Below are 14,661 nucleotides of genomic sequence, written 5' to 3' on the forward strand. Positions count from 1 at the left end.
TAGCCATCCATGAGAAATATATATATCACAATCATCTTATCAGCAGGGGTATTGATTACATCCTGCAAAAAAGAACTCAATGAAGACAGTCGTAGTCAGGTGACAGACGAATACCTGAATACCCCGGACGGATTTCAGAGTGCTGTAAATGGTGCCTATAGTTTCCTGCGCACTTATTATGGAACCGAACTTGGCGGGAACCTCAGCATCAGCGGTACCGATGAGTATACTGCCGGAACATCGGCCGACCGGGATTATAACAGCTACAGTACAAATTTAAACCCTACAAAGCTGCATTTTACTACCGCCTGGAATAACTTTTATGCTGCAATCAATAACTGTAATGCGGTTATTGGCAGAGCTCCCGGGATCAGCGGTATTGACGAGACATTAAAAACAACCAGGGTTGCTGAAGCCCGTTTCCTGCGTGCTTATAATTACTTTATGCTGGTGCAGTTATATGGCGCTGTACATTTATCGCTTACAGAAACCCAGACGATTGTGACTACCGCATCCAGAACTCCTGTTGCGGAGATCTATAAGGTAATCCTTGAAGACCTGGACTTCGCAGTTGCAAACCTGCCTGTTGTGGCTTCCGATTATGGTCGTGCTACCAAACCCGCAGCAGAACATTTACTGGCAAAAGTATATTTAACGCGGGGTAGCCTGAACAATGACCAGGCCGATTTCCTGAAAGCGGCAGCACTGGCCAATGGCCTGATTACCAATTACTCCTTCAAACTTCTTGACGATTTTGCAGACGTATTTGCACAGGGAGCAGGAGAAAGAAACAGTGAGGTTATTTTTTCTGTTCAGTATAGTGGTAACGTGCTGACTAACAGTACGGGTAATCAGCTGCACCTGTTTTTTATATTTAATTATGATGCGCAGCCGGGAATGAAAAGGGATCTGGCTAACGGGCGACCATTCATTCGTTTTAAACCCACTTCCTATAACCTCAATACGGTCTACAACCATGAGATTGATGGCCGCTTTGACAAGACCTTCAAACGTGTATATTACTGTAATAATCCCGGCACTTATTCCATCAACGGTCATCAGGTGAATATGAGTGTTGGTGATACTGCTATTTATTTTCCTGACGTGGAACTTACTGCCGCAGAAATAGCAAAAAAAGACTATAACGTTTATCCACCGAGTAAAGTGACTGAAACAACTTATCCTACATTAACTAAATACCTCGATCCCCTAAGAACAGATGTAAGCGTAGAAGCGGGGAACCGTGATTTTATCCTGTTCAGGTTAGGAGAGACATACCTGATCGCAGCAGAAGCCTTACTAAAGGCAGGCAGACCCGATGAAGCGCTGGTATTTGTCAATACGCTACGGCGCAGGGCTGCCAGGACAGGAATTACTGCAGCAGCGACTGCGGCCAATAAAACCGCGATGGAAATTACTGCTGCCCAGCTGAATATCGATTTCATTCTGGATGAAAGAATGCGCGAGTTGAATGGGGAACACCAAAGATGGTTTGATCTGGTACGTACAAAACAATTGGTCAACAGGGTGAAATTATACAATTCGCTGGGTGCACCCAATATTAAAGATTTTCATATGCTGAGGCCGGTTCCTCAGTCGCAAATTGACAGGACAGATGGCGGAATTGCTGCTTTTCCGCAGAATCCGGGTTATTAATTATCTTTAGCAAAACCTGGTGATCAATGACGTTCCCTATACAGTTTGAGCTTTTTGGCAAGTTATACCATTGGCATTATATATTTGAAGTCCTTGCATTCTTCATCGGTGTAAGGGTATACTATTATTTAAAGAGAAACACCAATGATCCTATTTCTGATCTCAACAGACTTTGGATCATGCTGGGGGCAATGGCAGGCGCATTAATCGGTTCCAGGGTAGTGGCTATACTTGAAGAGCCGGAAAAACTGCAGCAGCTCAGTTTTATGATACTTTTTCAGAGTAAAACTATAGTCGGCGGACTGCTTGGGGGATTGTTTGGCGTGGAGGGCGTTAAAAAGCTGATAGGTGTACATATTGCATCGGGCGATCTCTACGTGGTTCCGATCATCATCGCGCTGTTTATCGGCAGGATAGGCTGTTTTTCTATGGGAATAGATGAACCTGTTTATGGACATGTGACGAACTTCTTTATGGGCATGGACCTCGGTGATGGATTGAAAAGGCATCCGGTCGCACTGTATGAAATGATCTATATGGTGCTGCTGCTGTTGTTATTTTATCTCATCAGGCAGAAAGACATGATAAATGGAGATCGTTTCAAACTGTTTATGGTCCTTTATTTTCTCTATCGCTTCCTGATCGAATTTATCAAACCTTATCATCCGTTATTTTTAACTTTTAGCAGTATACATTTATCTGCTTTGTTTATATTGTTGTATTATTATAGATTCATCATTAGATTATTTAAATCGCTGTAAGCTATGAAAACGAGAGATTATATCTATTACGATTATACGAAGAGCCTGTGTCCGGAATGTCTCGAATTATGCGATGCCAAAATAGTCTTTCAGGATGCAAAGGTATTTATGCTGAAATATTGCAGGACCCATGGCGACAGTAAGGTAATGATTGCGGATGATGTGGAATATTATAAGCAGATCAGGAATTTCAACAAACAGTCCGAAATGCCTTTAAAATTCAATTCTAAAGTTCATTATGGTTGTCCGTACGACTGTGGTTTATGTACAGATCATGAGCAGCATTCCTGTTTAACGATTATTGAAGTGACTGATCGTTGTAACCTGAGTTGCCCGACTTGCTACGCGATGTCATCCCCCAATTATGGTCGCCACCGCAGTTTGGACGAAATCAATAGAATGATGGATGTGGTGGTCGCAAATGAAGGAGAACCGGATGTGATCCAGATTTCTGGCGGGGAACCTACGGTACACCCGGATTTCTTTAAGATACTCGACCTGGCTAAAACCAAGCCTATTAAACACCTGATGGTCAACACCAATGGGATCAGGATAGCAAAAGATATCAATTTTGTAGAAAAACTTGCTTCTTACATGCCTGATTTTGAGATCTATCTGCAGTTCGATAGCTTTAGTCCGGAGGTGCTGACGAAACTAAGAGGAGAGGACCTTACCGAAGTAAGAAAAAAAGCGCTGGAAAATTTAAATCAGTTTAATGTTTCTACCACATTGGTTGTAACCCTCCAGAAAGGATTGAATGACCATGAGATTGGTGATATCCTGGATTTTGCATTGAAACAGAAATGCGTAAGGGGAGTTACCTTTCAACCTACGCAGGTAGCTGGCAGGAATGATAACTATAGCGATCAGGCGGGCAGAATTACACTGACTGAGGTGCGCCGTAAAATTTATGAGCAGTATCCGCTGTTTACGCCTGAAGACCTGATTCCCGTACCTTGCAATCCGGATGCCTTATGTATGGCCTATGCGTTAAAACTGGATGATCAGGTCATTCCAATGACGCATCTGATCAATCCGGATGACCTGCTCAACAACTCCAAGAATACTATTGTATTTGAACATGATGAGCAATTGAAGCAGCATATGCTTAATCTTTTTAGTACTGGTGTTTCAGTGGATTGTGCGGAAGATACTTTTGGAGAGTTGATGTGCTGCCTGCCCAGGGTGCAATCAGATCACCTGAATTATAATAATCTTTTTCGCATTATCATTATGAATTTTATGGATCCGCTGGATTTCGACGTCAGAGCCGTAAAGAAATCATGTGTACACATCGTAAGTGATAAAATGAAGATCATTCCATTTGAAACGATGAATATCTTTTATCGCGACAATAAGATTGACAATATTAGGGCAAAACTGAATTTTACATTAGCTAAATAGATAATTATGGGATTGTTGTTTTACTGGTTCGCTGTAATCGCCGCTTTCTTCATCGGATTGATCTGGATTATTGTTGCTTCGATTAATGGAAAATCAACTAAACCGGGGTTGAAATTGATGATTGGTGCCGTGATTATGTTTGTAATCGGAGCCGGTGCCTGCGCGGTAATGCTGTCAGGCTTAAAGATAAACTGATTGATGTTATCGGGCAGACTTCCACTAAACCAGGGCTCAAAATGGTCGTTGGTGCTGTCATTATGTTCGTTATTGGTGCAGGGGCATGTGCCGTTTTACTGTCGGGATTGTAGTTGGTGTCTGTTAGACTATCACTGATTAATAGCGTACCCTAATTTCCCGTACAGCGATAATTCTTGTCTTTTCAACGATTCTTTTAACCTCTTCAACGGTTAACAAATGGCCCTTTGAGGTCTGGGAGCTAGATTTAGGTCGTTAAATAAAAACGACTTAAATAATATGATCATGGAAATCCAACAAACACCCGAAAATGCACTATCTCATTCAACAGTGACCGCTATCATCAATGCACCTTTAGAAAAAGTGGACATTGCGGACTGGCTTTTAAATTTGCCTGATGCAGAATATCAGCGTTGCTCTACCCAGCATATCGGTGCAGCGATAAGCACTACATTTGACGGTCAGCCGCTCTCCTTAAATGTAGAAACTATTGGTGATGCTTTGATGGTTCAGCATTATGTTGCCGATATTTATCGTCCGGATTATTGCCGTATGTTATCTATTTCCGATTCAATTACTAAGGCTGGCCGTACCAGGGTTCAGGTTTTGTGGGAACTCAAAGCAACCAGGATTGATGAAAGTACTACGCTTTATACCAATGAAATTCACGCGACAGCGACTCCTGAAATGTTCGGATTTCTCAAAGCGCACGGCATAAATCTACAAGACGCTGCGGCTGCGAGACAGGCTGCTTCTGATGCACACAACCATGAGGAAACACCTAATTTTGCAAAAAGCATTGAAAATAAAGCGTTGACAGGTAAATATAATGAGGCGTTTTAGAGATCAGCCGGTTATACTAGCTGATCTCTGTGTGGTGAGATTTTATTCAAAGCTTTAGTTGACCGAAAGTGGTGATATCGGGATTAGGTATCGGGATTAGCTCGTTACTCTCGCTGATCCCTGAGGGAGGAGGCTTCAATCAAAAATGCTGTCGCTGCGCTCCTGTCATTTTTTGTTTTAAAAATGCCTTGCACTGAAGAGTGCAGAACATTTTTTAAAACAAAAAATGCCACCCGAAAAGGGTAGCATTTTTGATTGGCGGAGAGTGGGGGATTCGAACCCGCGGACCCTGTTACAAGTCAACAGTTTTCAAGACTGCCGCAATCGACCACTCTGCCAACTCTCCGCCGCAAAAGTACGAACTCAGGTCGATTTTGCAAATACCAAAGCAAGTATTTTAACGGATTATGCCTTTAAACAGCATAACTCACAGATTATAAGCAAGAATAATTTTTTGAGGATATAATTTTATAGGTTAACAGACGGAATGGGCACAATTGAATATCATTATATAGCTTCCTTTTTGACAGATGCTAATATATTTAGTATATTAGCATCTGTCAAAACTAAATATTAGTTAAATTTGCAAACCCAACAGGCTGCACTATCTAGCCTATTCGGTGTCTGAACGCATTTAAAATGGAACAGTTAAGCTTTTTTAAAGAATCCGGACAAACTCCTGGTATACCCAAAGATATATTGGCGTATCATCCGGGGATATTCACCGATGCGGAAGCATACCTGCTTTTACAGCAGTTCATCAGTGAAACACCATGGCAGCAGAAAATTGTCAAAATGTATGATAAAGAGGTGATTACACCAAGATTAACGGCCTGGTATGCTGATGCAGATACCTATGATTACACCTCTCTGCGCAGGTCGGCACCTAATTTATGGACGCCGGAATTATTATCAATGAAAAGCAGGGTAGAGGAGGAGGCAGGTATCACATTCAACAGTGTGCTGCTGAATTACTACCGAAATGGAAATGATTCAGTGGCGTGGCACAGTGACAATGAAACTGCGCTGGGGAAATATCCTGTTATTGCATCTGTAAGTCTGGGACAAGTGAGGAACTTTGATATCCGCAACAAAAATGATCATCGGGAGAAATACGCGATCAGGCTGGAACATGGTTCGCTGATGATCATGAAAGGTGATTTACAGGCGAAATGGGATCATCGCATTGCGAAGTCCACGCGTATAATGAAAGAGCGTATAAATCTGACCTTCAGAACTGTGGTTTAACATCAATCTGGTCAATTACGGTTAAATTAATTAATATTTTATAATTATCTTTATGGAATATGATAAGTCTCCGTTCCTCAGGTAATAAGCTGCTACTGTGCTCAGGACTTTTCCTGTTTTGTGCTTGCAGCCAGGATAGAATCTATCGTGCAGAACAATTTAAGGTCAGCATTAATTTGAATGCTCTTCCCGAAAATTCAAAACCTGTATTCTCTCAGCGACACCTGAAAAGCAATAAACAGGAGTGGGTGGGGGGTATCCTGGGACACCATCAATTGCCGGAATGGAATGAGGTGTTGTATAAGGATACGGTGATCAGGATAGACCCTCAGGTTGAAGCGCCTTATGATGCCTGGTCGTCAGCCTATCCTTCCGCTGAGCGCTCGCAATTTGATTTCTACGATGTTACCTTTATCAATCCAGCCAAAACAAGTTTTATTGCGCGGATCTCCGGACCAAATAATGTTGGCAACAGGTATTATTTATTTACTGCGCAAGTTGCTGGTTTGAAAGTGTATAGTATAGACAGACCGGCAATTATAGAAGGCGACCGCGAATGGGAAAACCGCGGGATGCTCCGGATCGGGCCTGATCTGCTGATGGTTGATAATGACTATATTTTCAATCAGAAAACTGGTCAGGCTTTTGAAATAACGCGGCAGGGTAAAGATAGGATTCGCGGAGATTTTGCAGCGTTATCACCTGACCAGCAAACCGTAGCATTCACGACAAACCACTTACTGTATCAATGTCATTATCCCAGTGGTAAAATATATAGTGAAGCTATAGATGATCTTGATTTGGCTAAAAAAATGCGTAATCAGAATAAAACCTGGCCCTATGATTATTTCAGTTGGATTGCAGATGCGAATGGGCGAATGTTTCTGAAGAGCGAAGGCTCCACGAAAAAGATATCAGATGAAACCAATTGAAAAGTTAATACTCACCGTTTATGCTGTAATTGTTGTAGCTATCTATGTCGCAGGCATCCTTGCTTTCGAGATGTATACAAGCCGGGACTTGGCCCCGGTGTTTTGGTCCTGCCTTTTCCTTATTTTTCCGGTTTCAATCTATTACTGCGTCAGAATGACGAATGTGCAGGGTAAAATCTGGTACAGATATGCGGGGAATTTTATCATAAGTTATGCGGTGCTGATTTTCATCACTTATTTTTCCCTGATGAAAGTGGATCTGCTGGTCAGTTATCTGCTCAGGCCTTCCACAACGGTAACCATTCCAATTATATCGGTCAGGAAAAGTTATGTTAAAAAATCATTTGACCATACTAAGGTCACCGTGTTTTATGGCAGCAGGAATATAGAATTTGAAACCAGTCGCAGCAATTTCTTTTTACTGGAGCATAAAAAACAGATCAATTCGAACATCGGGGTATCCTATGGAGGAAACTATTATATCACTAATTTTGAGCATTCTTCAGCCGAAATGTGGGCAGCCAAAGAAGCTTATCTTAAAAACTGGTGGTCTAGAAACTGGTGGATCTGGGCGTTTTTTGCGCTGTTTATCCTTTCCGTAATCATATCGGCAAAATATTTTCCAAACGTAGGAAGGAAAGTGCGGAAGAAGCCCTTCTCACTGGCGCGTGCTGCGGTCATTTGGTTAGTCATTATGGCCGGCATCTTTTTAATAGCCATAGCTGGAATATACTTATATGGTCTTTATCATTTGATAAATAAAAATTGATCCGGAATAACTTAAATTTGTCCGGATCCCTTTTCCATCCCATCGCATGCAACATATACTGAGAGAACATATAGAAAAAATCATACCACTCAGTGATGAGGAATTTACTTTTGTAATGAGCCAGTTTACTCCCGGGAATTACAAAAAACATCAGTTCCTTTTTGAGGAGGCTGAAGATGTAAGATATACCTATTTCGTCGTATCCGGATTGTTAAAGCTGATCCACCTTGACGATACAGCAAAGGAACATATCGTTTCTTTTGCGATGGAGGACTGGTGGGAGAGTGATTTTCACGCTTTTTATACGCAAACTAAAGCCACGATGTCTTTACAGTGCCTTGAAGATACTGAAGTGTTTTGCCTTACACTGGAAGGTTATCAGAATCTGTGTACAAAACTCCAAAAGATGGAACGTTTTTTCCTGGAGAAAGCAACAGGCGGGCATATCGGTTCACAGCGCCGCATTTTATCTTTTTTAACGTCTAATGCAAAGGAACGTTACGAGCAATTGATCAAAAGATATCCTTCACTGTATCAACGTGTGCCTAAAACTCAGCTCGCTTCTTATCTGGGCGTTTCACGGGAGACCTTGAGCAGGCTCTGGAGCTCTTCTTAAATATATATCGATCGGTAGCCATTTTTTAATAGTGAGCTTTGTCACACAAAATAAATACCGGTCATACGCATCTTTGATTCATCAATTTATTAATCCTTATGCCTTAAATGGCTTATAAAGAGAATCAACGATGGAAAAAAAAGTAATCAATCCCTGGAAATGGCAGGATCAGCGTAGTTACGTACAGGCAGTAGAAGTTACACAGGTAGCCGGTACACTATATTGTGCCGGACAAACCGCAATCAGTGCAGCAGGTGTATCCAGCAATGCTGATATGAAAACCCAGTTACTGGAAGCAATACAAAATCTTGAACAGGTAATCAGTGAGGCTGGTTACGAGTGCAAAAACATTGTACGCCTGAATGTGTATACTACCTCCTCAGCAGAACTCTGGCCGTGTTTCCATATTTTCCAGGACTGGATAGCCAAACATGGCATTCAACAGGCAACTACCTTATTGGAAGTAAGGGTCCTGTTTGAAACGCTGAAAGTTGAACTGGAAGCAACCGTTGTTAGATAATACGGCCAAAATGCCAAAGAATTCCTGAAGGGTCAATCACAAAACACTCTTCGCCCCAAACTTCCTTTTTAACAGGAAGCACCCTCACATCTGCATACTTCTGATCCAGCTGAAGTCCCTGCAGATGTTCAAAAAATTCGTATGCATCATCTACAAACATGAAAAGCATAGTGTTTTCTATCCAGTCTTTTACATATGCCCGTTGCAGATAAAAAGCAGTGGCCCCAAGCTCAAAGAGTGAGAGATGATGGTCAATTACTGATTCTTTAAATCCCAGATCAGTGTAAAAAGATCTCGATACATCAAAATCTTTGGATCCGATAAAAGGCCGTAATGATTTAGCAGGTAGATTCATATCTAAATAACAATTCCCCTAAAAATAGTAAAATACGATTCAAAAAATAGCTATTATTCAGGTTATGTTACAGCCATCACAAAAAAATAATTTTTTAACCTGTGATTTTTTCTTATTAGTGATACTAATAGCGCAATAACATTTTATTTTAGGGAGAAATTCATTTTGGAAAAAAAAGACACATTCATAAAAGCCATACAGGAAAACGAAAGACTGATTTTCAAAGTCGCTTCTTTTTACACCGACTCCAAAGATGACAGAGATGACCTGGTGCAGGATATCATTTATAACTTATGGAAATCATTTGATACTTTTCAGCAACGCTCCAGTTTTAGCACCTGGATGTATCGGGTGGCCATGAATGTGGCCATTCTCCACTTAAAACAGCGAAAGAGAAAAGTACCGGCTGTGCCAATTGACCTGGGTGCCTTAAATTTTGCAGAAACAGGTTTTGATGGCAATGAGGAAAAACTACAGGTATTAAGGAAGTTGATGAATGACCTGAATTTATTTGATAAGGGTATTTTAATGCTGTACCTGGAAGATAAAAGTCACACCGAAATAGCGGAAATTATTGGTATTTCAAAAAGCAATGTGGGTACCAAACTATCCAGAATAAAACAAAAATTAAGACAACAGGTAAATAATCAAAATCAAAAAACAGCATGGAACTAGACGAATTGAAAAGTAACTGGGAAAATAGCAATAACAGACCCGCAAATCAAAACAGCTTAACTGCTAAAATGATTGATCAGATGATACAAACAAAATACGACGCAAAGCTTAACAAAATAAGGTATCCGGAGATAGGCGGTGGATTGGTTTGTGCAATCGCAATCGTTTTTATAGCCTGTAATTTTAATCAACTGGATACAGCCGTGACCAGATCTACGGGCGCAATTGCGATCCTGCTGTTAATCTTATTACCCATACTGAGCTTTTTAAGCTTGTCGAAGTTAAATTTTGAATCTGCTGTAAGTGAATCCCATGTACAAGTTTTACAGCAATTTGCCATTGACCGGTTGCGTTTTCAGCGCTATCAGAAAATGAATGTAACGCTTTGTTATTTACTGATGGTTGCAATCATCATCCTGTTGCCAAAGTTCTTTTATGGGAAAGATCTTGTGATCAATAAGGCATTCTGGACTTTTGCATTCTCCTTTGGATATATTTTTCTGCTGGTTTTTTCCAGGCTGATGAGCCGGTATTATGGCAGATCTTTAAATCAGGCTGAAGAATTAATCAGGGAAATCAAAGAGACAACAGCTAATTCCTGATTATTAAAAGGGGAAGCAGGACTGTTGCTGGTCATTTTTATGGCAGATGATTATCAACAGTCCTGCTTTCCCTGTTCTTTTTAATATAGTTCTCCAAAAATTCTGTGGGTGTCAGTTGAAATTGCGTGAAAAAACATTTGGAGAAATAGGAGTGGGAGCTGAAGCCAACCATATAGCCGATTTCGGAAATGTTGTATTCCTGTTGTACCAGCAATCTGGCAGCAGCTTTTAACCGGATTAAGCGCACAAACTCGTTGGGTACATGTCCTGTTTTAGCCTTTATCTTTTTATATAAACTTGATCTGCTCAATCCCAGTTCTTTGCCTAGATCTTCTACCGATAACTGGGGATCCGAAATCCTATCCTCAATTATTTTAGTGATTTTATCCAAAAATTTTTTCTCGCCGCCACCGGCGGTTAAAATGTCCACTCCCTCAAATGGATTTTGCGCAAAACGTTGTTTTAAATTATGCTGAAGCTCGAGTAAGTTTTTAATTACGAGCGACAATTGCTTCCATTTAAAGGGTTTGGCAATGTAGGCATCAGCGCCACTTTCCAGCCCTAATATTTCCGATTCGGTATTTGTTTTTGCTGTCAGCAGTACTACAGGCAAATGGCTGTAATTGATATCTCCTTTGATAGCCTTACACAGTGTGATTCCATCCATCACGGGCATCATTACATCCGATATCACCATGTCAATCTGGTGTTTATCTAACTGTTTTAACGCTTCAGCACCATTTTTTGCCTTGATGATGCGATATCCCTCAGCTACAAAACTCTGAGACAGGAATTTCAGGAGCGAAACGTCGTCTTCTACCAGTAAAACTGTCTGTAATCCTTCCGCATCATCGATGGGTTCAAAACCATCGGTAACAATTTCTTCGTCTTTAATATATGGAATCAGGACTGTAAATATGGTTTTTACACCTTCCTCACTTTCTACCAGGAGTTGTCCGCCATGCTTTTCAGTCAAAGATTTGGCAAGCGCCAGGCCAATTCCTGTTCCACCCAAATTGCTATATTGATGCTCTTCGGTGGCCACTTTAAAGAACTTTTTAAATATAGAATCGAGTTGATTTTCAGGTATGCCTATACCGTCATCTTCCACACTGACAGAGAGCATCTCGGTACCTTCGGCGTTGGTATAAATGTCATTGATCCTGATTTGTATGCTGTGCCGCGCAAACTTAACGGCATTGATCAGCAGATTGCTCATGATTTTCATCAAGGCTTCAGGATCGGCATACACCGCTAGTTTTTTAATTTCTGTAACCAGCGTAAATGCTAATTCTTTCTTTTCTGATATGGGAACAAACCTGTTCTTTATACTGTTGATCAGGTAAATCAATTCAATTTTTTCCAGGTGGATTTCAAAAATATCACTTTCTATTCTCCTGAAGTCGAGTAACTGATTGACCAGGGTCAGCAGGCGATCTGCATTTTCATCCATCACCTGCAGCTGATCATGACTTTCGGGGTCGCCTGCTTTTTTCATCATCAGTCTCTCCAGGGGAGCGATGATCAGCGACAGCGGTGTACGTATCTCATGTGCCATCGCACTGAAAAACTCTATTTTTTGCTTGTAAAATTCCTGTTCGCTTTTGTTTTTTAACCTTTCCAGCTTCATTTCGTTGCGTTTACGCTGCTTATCGGCAGCGTATCGCCTAAGCAAAGTGGCTATGGTTATAAAAAGAATCAGATAAAGAATATAGGCAAAGGTAGTCCGGTAAAATGGTGGCAGAATTTTAATCCGGAGGGATGAAATGCTTTCGGGATTTAACCCTGGGCCATCACTTTCCCGTACTTTGAAAATATAATCTCCAGCTGGCAGGTTTGTATAAGTTGCTTTTCTCTGACTCCCCACATTATTCCAGTTTTTATCAAATCCTTCCATTTTGAAAGCATACTGAACTTTATTGGGTGCAACAAAACTTAGCGCGGCATATTCAATACTCAGTACAGATTCATTAGCGCTCAATACTAATTCTTTAGAATAGTTGATGGCTTTTTTTAAAGGACTACGCTCGTCGTTAACCGCCAGATCTTTATTGAACAGCTGAAAGTTCGTAAAGGAAATTGGAGAACCGGTGATTTTAGCTTGTACCTGATCAGGGAAAAATGTGTTAAAACCATTAATGCCTCCGAAGTACATCTTGCCCGACGCAGTTTTATAAAACGCTTTATAATTGTATTGCTGACTTTGCAAATTATCCCACTTACCAAAACTCCTGGTCTGCCTGGATTGGGGATCAAGTTCAAAAATACCACTGTTGGTAGAAAACCATAATTTACCGGCATCATCTTTAATGATGCCATAGATCACGGCACTTTTACCTAAGCTGCCTTCGTCATAAACCTTGATGTTGCCGGTCTTCTTGTTCAGCACATTGAGTCCGCCGCCATCTGTACCGAGCCATAAATTGCCCCTTTCATCATCCAGTATACAGATAATCTTGTTAGAACTGAGTGATCCGGATTGTTTACTGTAAGCATATTGGGTGAGCCGATTGTTCTTGTCCATCCTGATCAGCCCATTGTCGTAGGTCGCAATCCACAGGATATGATCCTTATCCTGGTAGACCTGGTAAATGCAGCTCTTATCCAGATTTTTACCTTTTATTCTGATAAAATTATTCTGCTCCGGCTGATACAAATTCAGTCCGGCAATGGTGGAAACCCAAATCCTGCCTTGGCGGTCCTCATCTATAGCGTAAACGCTGTTATTGCTTAAGGTGTTGCTATTGGCAGGATCACTGGTAAAACGCGTTATTTTCCCTGTCTTCGGATGAAGTATATTAATTCCGCCCGTATACATACCCACCCAGATATTACCGTTCTTATCTTTGTATAGCGCATGAATATTGTGATAAGACAGGCTGTCCTGGTTGGATGAAAAGGGATATTTTTTGAAAGTTTTATCCCGGGAATTGAAATAGTTTAAGCCGCCATCTTCGGTACCTACCCACATATTGCCCGGTTTATCTTCCAGAAAAGCACTTACTGCATTGCCTGATAAAGAATTTTGGACTCCGGAAGGATAGTAATAGTCAAAACTCAGACTATTCTGATGATAATAATTCAATCCGCCGAAATAGGTGCCCAGCCAGATCCCCCCTTCCTTATCTTTGAAAATGCTGTACACCGCATCATCATTTATACTGAAAGGATCGTTATTTTTATTCTGGTAGACTGTAAAACGATCTGTTTTAAGGTCCAGGATATTCAGACCCTTTTCTGTTGCCAGATATAAAAATCCTGGTCGCGGCTCACGGATTGCCCTGACAATATTATCGCTGATAGCGTTGCCGGCCGACTTGCGGTAGACTTTAAACGAAGCTGATTGTCTGAGCCAGACATTGAGTCCCCCGGCCATCGTTGCGATCCAGATATTCCCGTTGCCGTCTTCATGTAAATCTGCTATCACATTACTGGATAAACCTCCTTTGCCGGCTTTATATACCTGCATGCTTTTTTGAGCAGCATCATATACATTAATACCTTGTCCGTAAGTGCCTACCCAGATTTTTCCTGTACGATCCTGCAATAAAGTAGTGACTTCATTTGAGGAGATGCTGATCTTAGATGCAGTAGAGAAATTACTCAACTTATTCGTCTTCGGCTGATAGACAAAAATCCCGTTTTCTTTCGTAGCGATCCATATTTCACCAGAGGCTACTTTAATAATATCATTGATAAACAGCTTTTTAAGCGGAGCGAAAAGCTTAAATTTTTCTGTCTCCAGATCAAAAGTATAGATACCTTCTTCCGTACCGATCCAAAAGGTAGTTGCGTTGTACTTGAATATTTTCCTGATAAAATTATTACCAATACTGCCGGCAACATCCTTCTGATGTTGAAAAGACTTAAAGCTGTAACCGTCAAATCTACTCAGGCCATATTTGGTACCGAACCACATATATCCCTGAGCGTCCTGCTCGATATCCCAGACGGTATTGGCGCACAAACCATCCGTAACCGTATAATGCCTAAAAAAGATATGCTGTCCAAAAGTTGAACTGCTTAGCCAAAATGTAAAAAACAATAACAGGGCTAACGCCCTGTTAAACTTTCTGGTATTCATA

The 14,661-nt window shown here is 41.0% G+C and carries 14 protein-coding genes and 1 tRNA gene; 12 read left to right on the top strand and 3 right to left on the bottom strand.

The window, feature by feature from the left end; all coding sequences use genetic code 11:
* Nucleotides 1-9: 9 nt before the first annotated feature.
* The 5 genes from OQX62_RS08045 to OQX62_RS08065 all read left to right on the top strand — a co-directional run bounded on the left by OQX62_RS08045 (nucleotide 10) and on the right by OQX62_RS08065 (nucleotide 4,859).
* Nucleotides 10-1,656, top strand: coding sequence for a RagB/SusD family nutrient uptake outer membrane protein (locus OQX62_RS08045; protein WP_265830954.1), 1,647 nt, complete (start codon nucleotides 10-12; stop codon nucleotides 1,654-1,656).
* A 26-nt stretch (nucleotides 1,657-1,682) separates the two neighbouring features.
* Nucleotides 1,683-2,417: a prolipoprotein diacylglyceryl transferase gene (locus OQX62_RS08050; protein WP_265830955.1), complete on the top strand. Its 735-nt coding sequence runs from the start codon at nucleotides 1,683-1,685 to the stop codon at nucleotides 2,415-2,417.
* 3 nt (nucleotides 2,418-2,420) lie between these two features.
* Nucleotides 2,421-3,821, top strand: coding sequence for a radical SAM protein (locus tag OQX62_RS08055; RefSeq protein ID WP_265830956.1), 1,401 nt, complete (start codon nucleotides 2,421-2,423; stop codon nucleotides 3,819-3,821).
* A 6-nt stretch (nucleotides 3,822-3,827) separates the two neighbouring features.
* Entirely contained in the window at nucleotides 3,828-4,016 is a 189-nt protein-coding gene (locus OQX62_RS08060; RefSeq protein WP_265830957.1) for a hypothetical protein, read from the top strand.
* 285 nt (nucleotides 4,017-4,301) lie between these two features.
* Nucleotides 4,302-4,859, top strand: coding sequence for a hypothetical protein (locus OQX62_RS08065; RefSeq protein ID WP_265830958.1), 558 nt, complete (start codon nucleotides 4,302-4,304; stop codon nucleotides 4,857-4,859).
* Between the two features lie 256 nt (nucleotides 4,860-5,115).
* On the opposite strand, the gene OQX62_RS08070 is transcribed toward OQX62_RS08065, so the two are convergent.
* Nucleotides 5,116-5,205, bottom strand: a tRNA-Ser gene (locus OQX62_RS08070).
* A 293-nt stretch (nucleotides 5,206-5,498) separates the two neighbouring features.
* On the opposite strand from OQX62_RS08070, the gene OQX62_RS08075 reads away from it, so the two are divergent.
* The 5 genes from OQX62_RS08075 to OQX62_RS08095 all read left to right on the top strand — a co-directional run bounded on the left by OQX62_RS08075 (nucleotide 5,499) and on the right by OQX62_RS08095 (nucleotide 8,944).
* Nucleotides 5,499-6,107 (top strand): alpha-ketoglutarate-dependent dioxygenase AlkB family protein, encoded by a 609-nt coding sequence (locus OQX62_RS08075; protein WP_265830959.1) that lies wholly within the window; start codon nucleotides 5,499-5,501, stop codon nucleotides 6,105-6,107.
* A gap of 59 nt (nucleotides 6,108-6,166) precedes the next feature.
* Nucleotides 6,167-7,039 carry a hypothetical protein gene (locus OQX62_RS08080; RefSeq protein WP_265830960.1) on the top strand — a complete coding sequence of 291 codons (873 nt, stop codon included), beginning with the start codon at nucleotides 6,167-6,169 and terminating at the stop codon, nucleotides 7,037-7,039.
* Nucleotides 7,026-7,808, top strand: coding sequence for a hypothetical protein (locus OQX62_RS08085; protein WP_265830961.1), 783 nt, complete (start codon nucleotides 7,026-7,028; stop codon nucleotides 7,806-7,808). Before OQX62_RS08080 ends, OQX62_RS08085 begins: the two co-directional genes overlap by 14 nt.
* A 46-nt stretch (nucleotides 7,809-7,854) precedes the next feature.
* Nucleotides 7,855-8,424: a Crp/Fnr family transcriptional regulator gene (locus tag OQX62_RS08090; protein ID WP_265830962.1), complete on the top strand. Its 570-nt coding sequence runs from the start codon at nucleotides 7,855-7,857 to the stop codon at nucleotides 8,422-8,424.
* Between the two features lie 130 nt (nucleotides 8,425-8,554).
* Nucleotides 8,555-8,944 carry a RidA family protein gene (locus tag OQX62_RS08095; protein WP_265830964.1) on the top strand — a complete coding sequence of 130 codons (390 nt, stop codon included), beginning with the start codon at nucleotides 8,555-8,557 and terminating at the stop codon, nucleotides 8,942-8,944.
* On the opposite strand, the gene OQX62_RS08100 is transcribed toward OQX62_RS08095, so the two are convergent.
* A complete protein-coding gene (locus OQX62_RS08100) occupies nucleotides 8,937-9,299 on the bottom strand; it encodes a glyoxalase (RefSeq protein WP_265830965.1) in 363 nt (120 codons plus the stop codon). The two genes, OQX62_RS08095 and OQX62_RS08100, sit on opposite strands and share 8 nt — an antisense overlap.
* 165 nt (nucleotides 9,300-9,464) lie before the next feature.
* Here OQX62_RS08100 and OQX62_RS08105 point away from each other — a divergent pair, with 165 nt between their 5' ends.
* Together OQX62_RS08105 and OQX62_RS08110 are read left to right on the top strand one after the other, a co-directional pair.
* Complete coding sequence (locus OQX62_RS08105; RefSeq protein ID WP_265830966.1) at nucleotides 9,465-9,974, top strand: RNA polymerase sigma factor; 510 nt, start codon at nucleotides 9,465-9,467, stop codon at nucleotides 9,972-9,974.
* Nucleotides 9,965-10,576: a hypothetical protein gene (locus OQX62_RS08110; RefSeq protein WP_265830967.1), complete on the top strand. Its 612-nt coding sequence runs from the start codon at nucleotides 9,965-9,967 to the stop codon at nucleotides 10,574-10,576. The genes OQX62_RS08105 and OQX62_RS08110 overlap by 10 nt, the downstream gene beginning before the upstream one ends.
* 37 nt (nucleotides 10,577-10,613) lie before the next feature.
* On the opposite strand, the gene OQX62_RS08115 is transcribed toward OQX62_RS08110, so the two are convergent.
* Complete coding sequence (locus tag OQX62_RS08115) at nucleotides 10,614-14,660, bottom strand: hybrid sensor histidine kinase/response regulator transcription factor (RefSeq protein ID WP_265830968.1); 4,047 nt, start codon at nucleotides 14,658-14,660, stop codon at nucleotides 10,614-10,616.
* Nucleotide 14,661: the final 1 nt, after the last annotated feature.

The sequence above is a fragment of the Pedobacter sp. MR2016-24 genome (assembly GCF_026239655.1).
In the GTDB taxonomy this organism is placed as follows: domain Bacteria; phylum Bacteroidota; class Bacteroidia; order Sphingobacteriales; family Sphingobacteriaceae; genus Pedobacter.

Coding starts and splice junctions, on each gene's coding strand:
- OQX62_RS08085 (WP_265830961.1), top strand. CDS start 7,026: ATGAAACCAATTGAAAAGTTAATACTCACCGTTTATGCTGTAATTGTT.
- OQX62_RS08110 (WP_265830967.1), top strand. CDS start 9,965: ATGGAACTAGACGAATTGAAAAGTAACTGGGAAAATAGCAATAACAGA.
- OQX62_RS08050 (WP_265830955.1), top strand. CDS start 1,683: ATGACGTTCCCTATACAGTTTGAGCTTTTTGGCAAGTTATACCATTGG.
- OQX62_RS08090 (WP_265830962.1), top strand. CDS start 7,855: ATGCAACATATACTGAGAGAACATATAGAAAAAATCATACCACTCAGT.
- OQX62_RS08065 (WP_265830958.1), top strand. CDS start 4,302: ATGGAAATCCAACAAACACCCGAAAATGCACTATCTCATTCAACAGTG.
- OQX62_RS08075 (WP_265830959.1), top strand. CDS start 5,499: ATGGAACAGTTAAGCTTTTTTAAAGAATCCGGACAAACTCCTGGTATA.
- OQX62_RS08060 (WP_265830957.1), top strand. CDS start 3,828: ATGGGATTGTTGTTTTACTGGTTCGCTGTAATCGCCGCTTTCTTCATC.
- OQX62_RS08045 (WP_265830954.1), top strand. CDS start 10: ATGAGAAATATATATATCACAATCATCTTATCAGCAGGGGTATTGATT.
- OQX62_RS08095 (WP_265830964.1), top strand. CDS start 8,555: ATGGAAAAAAAAGTAATCAATCCCTGGAAATGGCAGGATCAGCGTAGT.
- OQX62_RS08055 (WP_265830956.1), top strand. CDS start 2,421: ATGAAAACGAGAGATTATATCTATTACGATTATACGAAGAGCCTGTGT.
- OQX62_RS08100 (WP_265830965.1), bottom strand. CDS start 9,299: ATGAATCTACCTGCTAAATCATTACGGCCTTTTATCGGATCCAAAGAT.
- OQX62_RS08080 (WP_265830960.1), top strand. CDS start 6,167: ATGATAAGTCTCCGTTCCTCAGGTAATAAGCTGCTACTGTGCTCAGGA.
- OQX62_RS08115 (WP_265830968.1), bottom strand. CDS start 14,660: ATGAATACCAGAAAGTTTAACAGGGCGTTAGCCCTGTTATTGTTTTTT.